At 73.9% G+C, this 14,491-nt stretch carries 11 protein-coding genes; 6 read left to right on the top strand and 5 right to left on the bottom strand.

What is annotated here, in order from left to right:
• Positions 1-455: 455 nt before the first annotated feature.
• Both ABZ340_RS34165 and ABZ340_RS34160 read right to left on the bottom strand, forming a co-directional pair.
• Positions 456-3,248, bottom strand: coding sequence for an FUSC family protein (locus ABZ340_RS34165; protein ID WP_358785770.1), 2,793 nt, complete (start codon positions 3,246-3,248; stop codon positions 456-458).
• The gene (locus ABZ340_RS34160) at positions 3,245-3,775 is read right to left on the bottom strand and encodes a MarR family transcriptional regulator (protein ID WP_358785769.1); all 531 of its coding nucleotides are present in this window, start codon (positions 3,773-3,775) and stop codon (positions 3,245-3,247) included. The genes ABZ340_RS34165 and ABZ340_RS34160 overlap by 4 nt, the downstream gene beginning before the upstream one ends.
• Before the next feature lie 268 nt (positions 3,776-4,043).
• Between ABZ340_RS34160 and ABZ340_RS34155 the strand changes: the two genes are divergently transcribed.
• From ABZ340_RS34155 to ABZ340_RS34145, 3 genes are read left to right on the top strand one after another with little or no spacing between them, the layout of a single operon-like run.
• Positions 4,044-4,400 (top strand): hypothetical protein, encoded by a 357-nt coding sequence (locus ABZ340_RS34155; protein ID WP_358785768.1) that lies wholly within the window; start codon positions 4,044-4,046, stop codon positions 4,398-4,400.
• A 5-nt stretch (positions 4,401-4,405) separates the two neighbouring features.
• Positions 4,406-5,434 carry a hypothetical protein gene (locus ABZ340_RS34150; protein ID WP_358785767.1) on the top strand — a complete coding sequence of 343 codons (1,029 nt, stop codon included), beginning with the start codon at positions 4,406-4,408 and terminating at the stop codon, positions 5,432-5,434.
• Positions 5,431-7,119: a hypothetical protein gene (locus ABZ340_RS34145; RefSeq protein ID WP_358785766.1), complete on the top strand. Its 1,689-nt coding sequence runs from the start codon at positions 5,431-5,433 to the stop codon at positions 7,117-7,119. The genes ABZ340_RS34150 and ABZ340_RS34145 overlap by 4 nt, the downstream gene beginning before the upstream one ends.
• Here ABZ340_RS34145 and ABZ340_RS34140 read toward each other — a convergent pair.
• Positions 7,103-8,899, bottom strand: coding sequence for an APC family permease (locus ABZ340_RS34140; protein ID WP_358785781.1), 1,797 nt, complete (start codon positions 8,897-8,899; stop codon positions 7,103-7,105). The genes ABZ340_RS34145 and ABZ340_RS34140 overlap by 17 nt on opposite strands.
• 383 nt (positions 8,900-9,282) lie before the next feature.
• Between ABZ340_RS34140 and ABZ340_RS34135 the strand changes: the two genes are divergently transcribed.
• Positions 9,283-10,374, top strand: coding sequence for an acyltransferase (locus ABZ340_RS34135; protein WP_358785780.1), 1,092 nt, complete (start codon positions 9,283-9,285; stop codon positions 10,372-10,374).
• Positions 10,375-10,592: 218 nt separating this feature from the next.
• Here ABZ340_RS34135 and ABZ340_RS34130 read toward each other — a convergent pair whose 3' ends face one another.
• A complete protein-coding gene (locus ABZ340_RS34130) occupies positions 10,593-11,945 on the bottom strand; it encodes a polysialyltransferase family glycosyltransferase (RefSeq protein WP_358785779.1) in 1,353 nt (450 codons plus the stop codon).
• A 51-nt stretch (positions 11,946-11,996) separates the two neighbouring features.
• Complete coding sequence (locus ABZ340_RS34125; protein ID WP_358785765.1) at positions 11,997-12,962, bottom strand: glycosyltransferase family 2 protein; 966 nt, start codon at positions 12,960-12,962, stop codon at positions 11,997-11,999.
• A 327-nt stretch (positions 12,963-13,289) separates the two neighbouring features.
• On the opposite strand from ABZ340_RS34125, the gene ABZ340_RS34120 reads away from it, so the two are divergent.
• Both ABZ340_RS34120 and ABZ340_RS34115 read left to right on the top strand, forming a co-directional pair.
• Complete coding sequence (locus tag ABZ340_RS34120) at positions 13,290-13,727, top strand: hypothetical protein (RefSeq protein ID WP_358785764.1); 438 nt, start codon at positions 13,290-13,292, stop codon at positions 13,725-13,727.
• Positions 13,728-13,814: 87 nt separating this feature from the next.
• Positions 13,815-14,491: IS701 family transposase (locus ABZ340_RS34115; RefSeq protein WP_358785778.1), on the top strand; the 677-nt coding region annotated here is incomplete at its 3' end.

The following is a 14,491-nucleotide window of genomic DNA, read 5'->3' as shown; positions in this document are numbered from 1 at the left end:
CTCCCGCTCCCGCTCCCGCTCCCGCTCCCGCTCCCGCTCCCGCTCCCGCTCCCGCTCCCGCTCCCGCTCCCGCTCCCGCTCCCGCTCCCGCTCCCGCTCCCGGTGCCGGTGCCGCGGCCCGGCCCCGTGCGCCGCCCAGGGGCGGACGCGGATCCACGCGTGCGGCGGATCTGCCGCCGTACGCCTCCCAGCCCGGTTCCCCGTCCGGTCCGGCGTGTCGAAGTGAGGCGACCCGCACGGCCGCCGGACTCAGGGAAACGCGCTGTTCGCTGGTTCTCCGGAGTCTGCCGCGGTGGGGCGGCAGGCGGCATGGGCCGCTCGGACCGGGGCGTGGACGCGTGCGGTGGTGTCGGCCTTGTGATCCCGCCCTGCGTGCCGGTGCGCCGGTGAAGGGGACGCCCCGGCCCGCGTGGTGGGCCCGCGCCACCGGGGGCCACCCCACCGGATCGCCCCCGCTACAGCCGTACGTCGTGCCCGACGGGGCGGGTGTCCCGCGTGTGCGGCACGTACAGGAACTCCGCGTGCGGGGCGTGGGACGCCGCCGACACGATGAGCGTGTGGCCGCCCGGCCGGAGCCCGTCGACGCGGTACCGGCCCGACCGGACGGGGCCTGCCGCGACCCGCTTGCCCCGTGCGTCGATCACGGTGACCCGTCCGGCGCAGCCCGCGGGATGCAGGGCACACCGGACCGCGCCGGCGACGGTGACCCCGCCGCGCGGCGTGGCCGGAACGGCCGCTCCGGCCGATACCGCCGCCATTTCCGGTGCCGGTGCCGGAGCCGGTTCCGTACGGGCCGGGGCGGCGGCGGTCGCGGTGCCGGCGGTCTCCTCGGAAGCGGCGGTGTCCCGTGCCGCCGGGTGCACGGCCCACTGCGCCACGAGCGCACGCGTGCGGCGTTCCATCGGCGAACCCGCCTCGTCCTGCGGCGCGGTGCTGCGCACGGTGAGCCCGCACCTCTCCGCGTACCCGGCCAGCGTCTCGTCGAGCGCGGCCAGCTCCTGCAGCGCCGTGCGGGCACGCGACACCCGCGGTCCGGGCGGTGCCGCCTCCAGCTCCGCCTTCAGCTCCCCGGCCAGCGGGCTCACCCGCTGCCAGCTCCCCTCGGGCTCACCGGCGGCCAGCGAGCGCTCCAGGTCCCGCAGCGAACGGGACAGCGTCGCGGTGACGAGCGCGAACCGTTCGGCCTGCCGGGGTGCCAGGTCGATGTCGACGTCGGCCGCCGCCGCGAGGGCGCGGACGTGACCGGTGGCCGTGGCGAGCAGCGCGGTGCGGTGGTCCGCGTCACGGCCCCGCACCCCGAGCGGCATCCGGACCAGCGGCCGCGCCAGGCTCACGACCTGGAACAGGGCGGAGTCCACCGCGCGGGCGGCTCCGCGCAGCCGGACCGGGGCGTCGGGGTCCGCCCAGCGCAGGGCGAGCTGGGAGACGAGGTCGTCGACGGCGGACACGTAGCCGCGCTCCGCCTCCCGCGCGATCCTGCGGCTGGAGAGGGGGAAGACCAGCGCGGCGCACGCGGTCGCGGCGAGGATGCCCAGGCCGTTGTCGAGCAGCCGCTCGCCGAGCAGACGGTCCATGCCGTCGTAGGGCGTCGTCAGCCCGTACAGCTGCACCAGCGCGACGACGAGCCCGACGACCCAGAGGGCGTACGCGCGCTGCATCCCCCAGGAGCCGAAGGTGAGCCCCGCCACGATGACCGCGAGCGTCCCGTAGACGTGGCCGTGGCCCACCAGGTGGAGCAGCGCGACGCCGGCGACCGCGCCGATCACGGTGCCCGCCATGCGGTGGCCGAACTTGCGCAGCCGCTCGTGCGTCGTGTTCGTGCCGAAGAGGGTGATCATCACGCCGACCAGGCCCCAGTAGAAGCGGTGCGGGTCGATGGCGTCGGTGATCGGGCAGACGACGGCGGCGGCGATCCCGGCGTGCAGCGGTGCGCGCACGAAGGGGACGATCCGCCGCCAGCTCGCCTCCGTCCGCGCCGCGAGCACGCGCTGCGTCGCGGCGGCCGACCCCGGGGGGAGGTTGCGCTCCAGGGCCACGGTCGGCTGGAAGGGGACCTTCGCCCGGGACGCGGGGGAGCGCCGGCCCAGCGAGAGCCAGTGGGAGAGCGATTCGGCCAGGGAGTCGAGGAGGTCGGCCACGCGGTGGGCCAGTTCGGCGGTCTGCGCCTGCCCGTCCCCGGCGTCGGGGTGGCCGGGCACGCGGTCGGCCTGCCGGCGGATGCGTTCGGCCGCGGGGCGCAGGCTCCGGGCGTCGCCGAGGGGCGTGTCCCGCGCGATGACGAGGCCGACGGCCAGCGCCTCGCGCAGGTGCGCCGGGACGTCGAGGGCGGCCAGGTCCTGGACGGCCCGGCCGATGCCGCGCAGGGCCAGTTCCGCGTCGAAGAGGTGGCGGTGCAGCAGTTCGGCCGCGCCGGGGTCGGCGGCGACCTCCGGCTGGGCGAGCCGGCCGTCGATGGTGACGGTGGTGACGTTCAGGCGGCGCAGCGAGCGCGCCATGCGGCGTACGGCCCGCTCCTGGTCGGCGTCGGGGTCCAGCGCGTCGACGGCCGCGTCCGCCACCCGGCGGGCCTCCACGACGAAGGCGCGCTGGGTGCGCAGCAGGTCCTCGCGCGGCATCGGGTAGCACAGCAGCAGCCGGGTCGCGAGCACCGCGGCGGCGGACACCAGGGCGACGGCGAACGCCTTGCCCGACAGGGACGCCGGGATGTTCGCCATCATGCCGACCATCAGGCCGTTGAAGAGCATCATGCCCGTGAGCAGGAACAGCTGCCCGAACCGGGCCAGGAAGAAGATCAGCGCCAGGGCGACGACCATCAGGCTCATCTCCAGGCCGCGGTCGTCGTGCAGCCCGGCGGCCAGCCACAGGGCGGCGGCGTAGGGGAACGGCATCCACAGGAGGGCCCGGGTCAGCCGCTGCCAGGTGTTCTCGGCGACGGCGAAGGCGCTCATCAGGCCCATCATCCCGCCGACCATCATGCCGGTCATGGCGGGGACGCCGAGGGCCCGTGCCATCCCGTAGCCGGCCGCGAGAGCGGTCACCATGGCGACGAAGGTGCGCCACCCCGCCTGGAGCTGCCCGAGGCCGGGGTCCGCCGCGAGCACCCGGTCCCACCATCGCGGGGGACCGCCCACCCGGCGCGGCGCGACGATGCGCGCGGCGCCGGACGGGAGGGCGGGGGTGCCGGCGGGGGGTGCGGGGGGCGCGTGCTCCGGTGCCGTGTCCGGCGGCGCGGTGCCTGGGCTGATCAAGTGGTCTCCGTATTCATGTCATTCGTGTCATTCATGTCATTCATGCTGTTCACGTGATTCACGCCGTTCACGTCCATCGCGTTCAGCAAGGTGGCGAGGGCGTCCCGGGCGGCGGCCACGGCGCGCTCGGAGTCGTCGACGCCGGCGTCCAGGCCCCGCAGGAGCGCCGCGGCCATCCGCCGGCGCCCCTGTTCGAGCAGGTCCCGGCCGGCCGGCGTCAGGGACGCCTCCACGACGCGCCGGTCGGACGCGCGGCGCTCGCGCGAGGCGAGGCCGCGTTCTTCGAGGCTCTGCAGGACCACGGTCACGCGCGGCTGGGCCATGCCCGTGTACGCGGCGAGGGCGGTCACCCGCCGAGGGCCGTCCTCCAGCGCGTCGAGTACGGCCGCCTGGCTGCGGGTGAGCCCGAAGTCGCCGGCGCGGAAGAGCGTCTGCGCGAGCCGCCCGATGCCCCTGAGGAGGCCCCGGGCGGCGCTTTCGATGCGCTGCTCGTCGGTGGGACCGTCCGGAGGCAGGGATAGATGCATACTACATTTATATATGTGCCGGGAGGGGCCCGGAACCATGCACGGGCAAAATGCCCGGTCTGACCCGAACGGCCGGACAGGTGCCCGAACGGCCCGGCGGGCGGCCGGGCGGACGGTCGCGCTGTCACCGCCAGGGTGGTGCGCAGGGGTGGCGCGCAGGGGTGTACTGACCCTGTAACGGGCATCCGTTCGCCCTCGCGCAGCCGGTGCCCGGCCTGGCAGAGTGGGGGCGAGTACGTCGTACCGCAGCGGGGGAGGCACGGGAGAGATGACGGCGACGATCTCCGTGAAGATCGAGGGGCCGGTCGGGCTGGACGAGCCGGAAGAACTCCTGGAGGAGCTCGGGCGGGAGACGGGACTGTCCTGGCGGCTGGAGACGGCCGGGCGGGGCGGCACCCTCGACGGGGGCCTCGCCGTCGTACTGCTGGAGGCCGTGCTCGGCGGCGCCGTCGGGGCCGTGGTGCAGGCCGCCGCGCAACGGGCGATCGAGACCTGGCGGGGCCGCAGGCTCGATCCGCCGTCCGTCACCATCGTCGTCGTCCCGCCCTCGCAGCTCCCTCGGCCCCCGCAGGACCCGCAGTCCGCGCAGGGCTCCGACGGCCCCGCCGCCCCCGAGGGGAGCTGACCGGCATGGCGTCCCGGGCGTTGGTGATCGGGGTCGGGACGTACGACCACGACTCCGGCATCGAGGGGTATCCGACGATCGAGGCGAGCGCCCGCGCGTACGGGGCCGCACTGGCCCGGGACCCGCGGTGGGGCGCCGCGGCCCGGTCCCGGGTGCTGGAACCGGACGAGACACGGACCTCGGACGGCGTGATGCGCGCGCTCCAGGAGGCGGCGGCGGCCGGCGAGGGGCCGGAGGACACCCTGCTCGTGGTGTACGTCGGGCACGGCGCGTACTGGCAGGACGTGCCGGGCGGCCAGGTCCACTTCGCGGTCGGCTCCTCCCGGAGCAACGAGCCCTGGACCTGGCTGTCCGCCTGGTACGTGTACCGGGCGATCAGGAAGAGCAAGGCCGGCCTCAAAGTGCTGATCACCGACTGCTGTTACTCCAACATGCTGCCCCACCTCGGTGCCGACTCCGCCCTGCCGGGCGCCCTCGGCACCCGCTCCGAGGGCACCTGCGTGCTCACCGCGGTCAGCGGCAGCGTCCACAATGCGTCGGCCGACGCCTGCCAGAACCTCCAGCCTCCCCTCGACACCTGCACGCCGTTCAGCGGCCATCTGCTGAACGTGCTGGAACAGGGCATGCCCGATCACGCCGGCGACCTCACGCTCGGCGCGCTCCGCGCCGGCGTCGACGAGGGCATGCAGGCGTGCGGCGTCCACCACCCGCCCCGGATGCTGCTGAACGACGCCTCGGAGGCGGCTCCGCTCTTCACCAACCACGCCAAGGGCCGCCGGCCCCGGGCGCGCGCCCTGGACACGGTGGAGGACTGGGTCCGCGAGCTGCTCCTCAACGGCGAGCGCAGCCTGCCCGCCCTGATGCGGCGGCCCGACCTCGCGGGCCGTGTGGTGGTGCGGCTGAGGACCGGGGACGAGCAGCACCGCGACCTGGCCCGCCGGGTCGACCAGCGGGCCGGCGAACTGCTGACCAACCCGGCCGACTTCGTCCGGTACTGGGGTGAGATCGAGCCCGCACTGCTGGGCGGCGGATGACCGCCCCCGAGCGCACCGGGCGCGCCCGCCGCACCGACCACCTGTTCCAGCCGGCCGTGGCCGAGTCGCTGAACGAGGCGTACGCCTGGGTGGCGCGGATCCCGGTCCGGCAGTTCGAGGCGATCCTGCGCATCATGCGGAGGGAGAAAGGCGGCGAGGCGAGGGCGATGCGCGCCCTGTACGCGTTCGCCCTGCGCCGCCCGGTCGAGGAACTGGTCGCCGCCGCGCGCGACTTCGACCCGCGGGACGCGGTCATGCTGATGGCGACGGCGGCCCTGTCCCGGCCGGTCGGGGAGGCGGCCGAGCTGGCCGTGCGGCAGCAGGAGGAAGAGTCCGGCAGCGAGCGCGATCCGGTCACCGCGAGCATCCTGCACGACGTGGCCTGCCAGCGCACGGTGTTCGACGTGGCGGTGTTCGTACGGGTGCTCGACGAGCGCCGGCCCGCGCTCGCGGAGCGCACCGTGAAGGTGTTCGCGAGCCCCGGCTCCGGCCGCACCAACCTCGACAAGGCGCTGCTGTACACCGCGCTCCGCGACGAGGGCTGCCACGGCCAGGCCGACCGGCTGCTCGAACTGACCCTGCAGGCGATCGCCGACAGCACGCCGGGCCCCGCCGGACACGGCGAGGAGGGCGAGGAGATCGCCGACCTGGCGGGCGCGTTCCAGCACCTCAGCCCGGCCGGGCAGGTCCTGGAGCAGTGGGTCGGGGAGCGGCTGAAGGCCTCGGACGCGACCCAGGTGGGGGTGACCCGCCGGTGGGTGGCGAAACTGATCGCCCGCCGCGGCGACGGCCACGACGCCCTCGCCGAGTACATCGGCCACACCGCGCACCCCCGGCACGTGGTGCGGCTCTGCGCGCTGCTGGCGAAGGAGGAGGAGTCCGCCGCCAAGTGCGCCCTGGTGCGGCGCTACGCGGCCGGGCGCGAGCGCATCCAGGAGCTGGCGGCGCTGGTGTCGTACTGGCACAAGGAACCGGCCCTGACCCGCACCACCCGGCAGCTGCTGACCGACATCGTGGCCGGCCCCTCCGCCCCCGGAGCACTCCCCGGCTCCGCCCCCCGTTCCCTGTACGAGCTGCAGCAGCTCGACGAGTGGCTGCACCTGGAGGACGCCGACCCCGAGTGCTCCCGGCTGCTGCGCCACGTCGCCGCCGTGCACGTCGAGGGGCGCTCCGGCGCCGACCTGGTGACCCTGCTGGGCCGCGTGGAACGCAGCCGTGAGCGGAGCCGGGCCGCGCAGGAGGCGGGGCGCCGGCTGGCCACGGCCGTCATGGCCCCGGACGCGGACCGGGACCGGTTCGTGGACTGCCTGCGCGCCCTGCACGAGGCCAGGCAGCCGGTCGCCGTGCACACGGCCTGCCGTGAACTCTCGGAGCCGTCCCCCGGGGTGACGGCCGACGCCGCGCTGGTCGCCGATGTCGCGGGACGCCTCTACCGCGCCGGGCTGCACAAGGTGGCCTGGACCCTGCTCGAACGGTTCCTGGAGAACGAGCAGTTGGTGACCCCGTCCGACGTCGTCCAGGTCGTGGAGGGGGTGCTGGCGCTGCCGCTGCCCGACGCGGAGCTGCTCCTGCGGGCCACCGTGGGCCGCTGGTCGGACGTGGGCCACCGCGACGACGCGGTGGCCGAGCTGCGGGCGGCCGGGTGGCCCGAGGCGGCGGAGTGGGTCATCAAGTCCCTGCGGTGACGGGCGTCTCCCGGGGCTCGCGGCGGGGAGCGGGCAGGGTGGGCGGTACGGCTTCCATGTAACGGCGGGCGGCCCGGACCATCAGCGGGAACACCACGGCCGCCGACAGGGCGGCGATCAGCCGCGTCACCAGGGCCGCTTCGTCGCCCAGGACGTCCCGCAGCAGTGTGCTCCCCACCAGCACCGCCAGATACACGAGGAACAGCAGCACCGGCCGCAGCGCGGGGTCCTTGCGCACGGCGAAGCGGGAGACGTGGTCCCGTGCGTCGTAGCGGCGCAACAGGCGCCCGGCGAGCGGCAGGTCGCGTCTGGCCAGCCACGGCAGCCCGAGCAGCAGGGCCGAGCCGATCCCCACGGCGGCCATGCCCCGCCACACGTCGGCCCACCCCGCCTCGTGGATCACGACGGCGATCGCGACGAAGGCGGCGTAGGAGAGGACCCGGTGCGTCACCCGGCGCCTCCGCCGGAACCTCCGCAGTTCCAGTGCCGCCAGGACGACACCCGGCATGGCGTACACCACCAGCGTCGGCACGCTGTTGAGCGCGACCAGCTTCTCCCAGTTGCCCTGCACCACGGCGAGCATCGCCAGGCCGATGGCCAGGTTGACCAGCAGGATCATCCAGTACGCGTCGATCTCGGCGCCCCGGAACCGGAACGAGGCCCGGCGTGCCGTCTGCAGTCCCCGGTGGGTGAGGTGGGCGCGGCTCAGCGCGGCGACCTCACGGGTCAGGGCGTGGGTGAAGACGAGGCCGGCGCCCATCGGGGACAGCACCGCGTTCAGGCGGACCAACCAGGCCAGCCAGGTCATCGACGCGGCCACGGCGAACTGGGAGTACGGGGATTCCAGCATGTTCCCGGTGAGCCCCGCGCAGTGCCTGCCGAACACGTACTGCAATGCCGTGTACAGCGCGAACGCGCCGACGAGGGTGCCGTACACCGCCCATCGCAGACGCGCCGCCTCCCCCATGCCGCGCCGCTTGACGTTGCCGGCGAAGTCCAGCGGTGCCTGGAAGCCGATGTACGCGTAGATGACGGCGCCGCCCAGCACCACGTACAGCGGTGACAGACCGCCGGCCTGCTCCCGTAACTGACCGGCATCGCCCGAGCGTTCACTGAGATACCACGCCTGCTCCGGCCGGCAGCCCTCGGCGGCGTCGAACACGGCGAACCCCAGGAAGACGACGATCAGCACGGGGATCAGGACCTTCACCACGGTGATGAAGAGGTTCAGCCTGATCAGCCGGCGCGGTGGCAGCAGGTTGAGCGCCGAGAGCAGCACCATGAACGCGACGGCCCACAGACCGCCCGTGAAGGAGAGGTCGTTGGCCTGCTCCACCCGCTGCGTGGTGAGCCCGCCGACGTCCTTCAGCGCCTCCCCGTTCTGCAGCAGCGAGGGGAACCAGTGCGCCAGCCCGCGGACCATGGCCGCCGCCTCGCTCGCCGGGTTCACGGCGTACCCGATCCACAGCCCGGCCGCCACCACCGTGGCCACGAGCGGCCCGGCGGCCTGCAGCGGGAGGAAGATCAGCCCGCCCGTCTTGGGGACGGCGATCCCCAGCTCGACCATCACGGCGGCGATCAGCAGCATCAGCGCCCCGCCGACCACCCAGGCCCACAGGGCGTCCTCGCCGGAGGCCCAGTGGGCGTGACCGGCGGCCAGCAGCCATCCGGAACCGATCACACCGCCGGCGGCGAGGCCCACGAGGTCCAGGGCGGACAGCCGGCGCTGCTCGTCCGCGTCCCCCGCCGAGCCCGCCGGTGCCGTCCCCCGGCTGTCCACCCACCTCAACTCGCTCCCCCCTTCACCGGAGTTTCGGTGCAGTCAGGCTAGCGTCGCGAGCGGCGGCGGAGGCAGGGAACGGCACCGGCGGTCCGGCGCACCGCCCGGCACAGCGCGCGGCGCCCGCCGCGCCGGACACGCCGACGCGGCGCGCACCGAACAGTCACCGGACGGCGTTCACCAGAAGGTCACGCACACGTGGCCGATGTTCACCCGGAGTCGGTCCCCGCTTCCCACGGCCTCCCCTAGCCTGCACCGATGTGCGTCGCGCGGCGCCGCGGCTGCGGACGCGTGCGGCACAGGCATTCGATTCCCGGGCCCGGCCGGACACCGGCGGGCCCCGCGTCCCAACCCGGGAGTGACCCCCCATCGCCGCCGAGCCGATCACCACCACCGACCCCGCGCGCACCCCCGCCCCCGACACCGCGGGGACACCCGCCCCGCGCCCCCGGGGCGAACACCGGTACGACATCGACCTCATCCGGGTCCTGGCCTCGGTCGGCGTCATCGTCTGCCACGCCGCGGGCCTGCTCATGACGGCCGTGGACCGCGATCCCGCGGGCGGGCGGCCCGTGTACTGGACCGCGCTCGCCGGGGACGCGCTGAGCCGGTGCGCCGTCCCGCTGTTCTTCGCGATCGCCGGCTGGGTCGTGCTCTGCGGGGCACCGCCCCGGGACGGCGGGCAGGTCCGCAAGCGGCTGGTGCGCATCGTCGTGCCGATGGGCGTGTGGACGGCCGCCTACCTGGTGTGGGCCCGGGCCCGCGGAACCGCCTCCGATCCCGTGCGGCAGCTCGCTCTGGACGCGCTGTTCGGCTCCGTGCGGCCCGCCTTCCACCTGTGGTACCTGTACGCCTACGTCCCGGTGATCCTGCTGCTGTCGGCGGCGGTCCTGGTCAGGGCCGGCAAACGGCCCTGGGGCGTGGGCGCCGTCCTCCTCGGCCTGGCTCTCGCCCCGACCCTCCTGGGCGACCTCGCGCGGCTCCTGGACGTCCGCATGCCCCCCTTCTCCTGGCAGTTCGGCCTCTACCAGGTCGTGTACGCGGTCGCCGGGGCCGTCCTGCTGTCGCTGCCCCGCTCCGCCCTCGCCGGCCGCGGGCGGCGCCTGCTGTGGCTGGCCGGCGGGCTGTGCGCGTGGGCGGCGGTGGCCGCGTACGAGCACCGGGTGCACTTCCCGGGCCCGTACGCGTCGGCCGTGGTGGCGCTGCTGGCGGGGACCTTGCTGATGGCCCTCAACCGGATCAGGGTGCCCGAGCGGCTGCGCCCGCTGCTGGGCAGGCTCGCCGGGGTCTCCTTCGGCGCCTACCTCGTCCACCTGATGTTCCTGGAGGCCCTCGCCCCGCACGTGGTGTCGGCGGGGGCGGGCCGGCCGGCCGCGCTGGGCGCCCTCGCCGGGCTGACGGCGGCCACGGTCGTGCTGTCGTTCGCCGCCGCCCTGCTGTGGACGCGGCTGCGGCTGGCCCGCTGGCTGGGCTGAGCGGGCCCCCGCCGGCGGGGCCGGGCCGGTCACTGCCGACAGGGGCGAGCCGTCCGGTAGGGGCGAGCCGTTTCCTGCCGACGGGGCCGAACCGGGCGCGGAACACCGGACGCCCGGCCCGGAAGGGCCGGGCGAAGGGACCGCCTGAGGGAACGGACGGAGGAGCCGGGCGAAGGAGCCGGTGGAGAGGGCGGGCGGAGAGGGCGGGGCCGCCCGGGTCACTTTCCGGCGCCGCGCCGTACCGCCCTGCGCACCACCCGCCTGGCACGCCGCACCTGGAGCTTCGCGCGCACCTGCGGGCGGCTGCCGGGCAGGCCGAGCTCGGCCAGCCGCAGCTCGGGGAAGTAGTAGCCGGGACTGGCGGCCAGGTGGTCCCGCAGCCAGGCCGCCGTCGGCTCGCGCAGCTCCGCGTACGTCGCCGGCTGCATGCAGAAACCGATCGCCCGGACCAGCGGCGACAACGACTCGGGGGCCGCGCCGACGAGGGCCGGGCTCTGCCCGCGCTCCAGGTCGGGCACCAGGTGGTCGACGACGGCCAGCGGCACGCGGTTGCTGTTCGGGTACGGCTTGAGGCGCTCCATCACCAGCGCGGTCCCCACCCGGGCGACGGGGATGCCGTAGTAGGCGGAGGCGGTCACCATCGCCGTGGAGAAACAGCCGACGACGAGTTCGGGACCGCAGTGGTGGTACAGCGTCTCGGCCAGCAGGGGCGCGTCCAGCACGGTGAGCCGGACGCCCGCGTCCGCCGCCGCCTTGCTCAGCGCCGCCGTGTAGCCGGCGGGGGCCGTCGGGTGGGGCTTGAAGACCACGGACCGGTGCCCGGCGCGCGCGGCCCCGGTGAGCATGCGGACGTGGAGGTCCTCTTCCTCCTCCGGGCTCAGAATGTTGATCGCCGCCAGGTACTGGCCCAGGAGCACGGCCGTCGGCGCCTCCGCCAGGACGGGCGCCAGCCGCGGGTCGTCCGCCGCGTCCCGGGAGATCTCGTCGAGCACCCCGCGGAACGCCTCGTCCGGGACGACCTCGGGACCGACGCCGTACTCGGACAGGAGCATCGGCGTCAGGCCGGGGACCAGGTCGAGATGGAGCAGCCGCCGGATGCGGCACGCGATGGTCAGCGGCAGCTTCTCCCGGGTCGGGCCGTAGCTCATCAGGCCGTCGGCGTACACGTGGACGGCGCTCTCGGAGAAGATCCCCGCCAGCGCGCGGGCCGGGTTGACCTGGATCGACTCGACGGCGAGCTCGACCGGGTCCCGTTCGCCGATGTCCCAGGCGAGACGGAACGCCTTCTGCCACAGCACCGTGTCGTTCCCCCGCGGACCCCAGGCGCTGGGGTGGTACGGGCTGATCGCCTCGTTCCAGCCGACCACCGAGTCGAACCGGGCGGCCAGGCGCGCGTATCCGTGCATCTCGTCGAGGCGCAGCGCGGCCTCGGGCACGGCGGCGTTGTTGGAGACCAGCAGGATGCGCCGGGCCTCGCCGCGCGGTCCGAACAGGCCCGCGTCGAGCGCCGCGGCGAGGGTGGCCGCTCCGTACAGGGTCGAGACCTGGAAGATCTGGGTCCTGCGCGGCAGGCCGGAGGACGTCTCGCGGGGCGCGCGGGGGGATATGTCGAGGGGCATGGATCAGGCAGCCTTCCGCCCGTCACGCAGGCGGCTGAGCAACCTGCTCCGTTTCGTGTCGATGGTCCTGAGGGTCTCGGCGAGCACCTGCTCGGGCATGCGGTGGAGCGCGGCCCTGGCCTCGCTCCGCAGCCGCTGGGCCGCCGAGGCCTCGTACTCGTTCGCCTTGCCGATGTGGAAGGCGATCATCGCGCAGTAGGTCCGCACGGCTTTGGGGAGGAAACGCCCGGCCTCCGGGTCCTCCCGCAGCTCCCGCAGCAGCGTGTCGTACGCGGGGATGAAATCCAGCTGACGGGAGTCCTTGATCTGGGTGAGCGAGGTCGCCACTCCCCGGCGGTAGAACACCCCGTGCAGACCGAGGGACGCGTACGTCCTGGCCTTCAGATGCAGGCGCCAGATCCACAGCCGGTCCTCGGCCGTGCGCAGGTCGGTCGCGAAGCGCATTCCGCCGTCGTCGAAAAGGTGCCGGCGGTAGATTCCCGCCCAGACGAAGGGGTAATCCACCATCGTCTCCATGTGGGCCGGCGCTATTCCGTCGCGCGGATCCATCACCGTATTGCGCATCCGGGCCGGGGGCCGCCGGATCACCCGCGCGGTCCCGGTGGCCTGGACGTGATCGGTGCGGGCGAAGTCGCATCCCAGCTCCTCCGCCGCGCGCACCAGCTCGGCGAGATGGCCCGGTCCGTACCAGTCGTCGCCGTCGAGGAACGTGACGAACTCGCCCTCCGCCGCGTCGATACCGCTGTTGCGCGCCTGGGCGATGCCCATGTTCTTCTCGTGCCGGATCACCCTGGCCCGGGGAAGTTTTTCCGCCCAGCGGTCGATCGCCCAGGGAGTGGAATCCGTGGAGCAGTCGTCGACGAGCAGGAACTCGAAGTCGGGGTCCGCGTTGTGGGCGAGACTTCTCAGAGTGCTCTCGGCGAAAGGCCCCACATTGTGCATGGGGACGACGACGGACAGTTTCGGCACGCGGGCCTCTCACATTCGAAGGTCGGAGATTAGAACAGGCTAACTATCCTCCCGAGCCCGGCGGTGTCGGCCGGGGCGCGAAGAGGTGAATTCCATTCGCGGCGGAAGTGAACACTTGGTGCCGCGCGCCGGCGAAGGGCGGCGACCGCGCTGTCCTCCGCTCGGGTCACCGGCACCGTCCAGGCGGCCGTAAGCGCCTCGGCCTGTGGGCTCCGGCCGAAGCCGGAAGGGACTCCGGCGTCTGTGGGCAACACGGCCACCGCCCGGCAGCCATCGGTGAGAATGGGACACGTTCTGTGCCGGGCGCGGGCGTTCACTGGGGGAAGCATGACCGAGGACATCGCCGGAAGCGTGGTCGAGGGTGAGCAGCGGTCGTGGGACGAGCGCCTGCCCGAGCCGCTCGCCAGGGAGATGGAACGAGAGATGAGGAGATGGCGGGTCGCGACCTTCAACTACGGAGTGACGTACTACCTCAGCCGCATCCTGCTCATTCTCGCGAGCGCCGTCGTGGCGGCCGACCAGAACCTGGAGGACGGCCACGGCAGTTGGCTGATCAAGTGGGTCCCGGCTCTGGCCCTGATCGTCGCTGTCATGACCGCGGTGGACACCTGGCTGAAGCCCCAGCAGAAGTGGCGGGGCTTCATGGAGTCCAGGGACGCCCTGGCGGATCTGATGATCCAGGCCGACGGCGGCATGCCGGCGGACCAGGTGCGTGCAAAGTTCCTCAAGCTGCGGCAGCAGCACCGGGAGCGCAACATCTTCTGAGCCGAGGGCCCGGCGCCGGCGGTGCGGACGCCTAGTAGTGCTTCGTTACCTCGGGTGATCTCGCGTGGTGTGGGCATCTTCTCCGGTATGAGGCTGGGGGAGGTGGAACGGCTCCGGGGTGAGTCATCGGGGTTCGTTGCCGATGTGTTCGCCTCGTTGCCGCGGCGGGATCAGCGGCGGTGGGGCGAGTGTTGTCTGCGGGGTCTGATGCTGGACGGCCGGCGCAAGTCGGTCCAGCCGATGGCCGAGCGGCTGCCGGACGGGAACATGCAGGCGCTGCAGCAGTTCGTGAACCAGTCGCCGTGGGATCCGCTGCCGGTGCGGCGGCGGATCGCCGAGCGGCTGTCCGAGGTGATCACGCCCGAGGTGTGGGTGGTCGACGACGTGTCGTTCCCCAAGTGCGGCACCGCATCGGTGGGGGTGGCCCGGCAGTACTGCGGAGCGGTCGGGAAACGGGCGAACTGCCAGGTCGCGGTCAGCGTCCATGCCGCCACCGACACCGCGTCCTGTCCGTTGGACTGGGAGTTGTACCTGCCGCGCGAGTGGACGGAGGAACCGGACCGATGCCGCAGGGCAGGGGTGCCGGACGACGCCGTCCACCGGGAGAAGTGGCGTCTGGCACTCGGCCTGCTCGATACGCTCGCCGACTGGCAGCTGAAGGCGCCGGTCGTGGTCGCCGATGCCGGCTACGGGGTCAGCACCCCGTTCCGTATCGGTCTCGAGGAGCGGGGGCTGTCCTATGTCCTGGCTCTGACCGGGAAGGA

Source organism: Streptomyces sp. NPDC006134 (assembly GCF_040628835.1).
Classification (GTDB): Bacteria; Actinomycetota; Actinomycetes; order Streptomycetales; family Streptomycetaceae; genus Streptomyces.
The sequence above is the reverse complement of the archived record's forward strand: the minus strand, read 5'-3'. Positions and strand labels throughout refer to the sequence as shown.

Excerpts from the sequence above, each read along its gene's own strand:
- ABZ340_RS34160 (WP_358785769.1), bottom strand. The coding sequence starts at position 3,775 with ATGCATCTATCCCTGCCTCCGGACGGTCCCACCGACGAGCAGCGCATC.
- ABZ340_RS34150 (WP_358785767.1), top strand. The coding sequence starts at position 4,406 with ATGGCGTCCCGGGCGTTGGTGATCGGGGTCGGGACGTACGACCACGAC.
- ABZ340_RS34155 (WP_358785768.1), top strand. The coding sequence starts at position 4,044 with ATGACGGCGACGATCTCCGTGAAGATCGAGGGGCCGGTCGGGCTGGAC.
- ABZ340_RS34120 (WP_358785764.1), top strand. The coding sequence starts at position 13,290 with ATGACCGAGGACATCGCCGGAAGCGTGGTCGAGGGTGAGCAGCGGTCG.
- ABZ340_RS34145 (WP_358785766.1), top strand. The coding sequence starts at position 5,431 with ATGACCGCCCCCGAGCGCACCGGGCGCGCCCGCCGCACCGACCACCTG.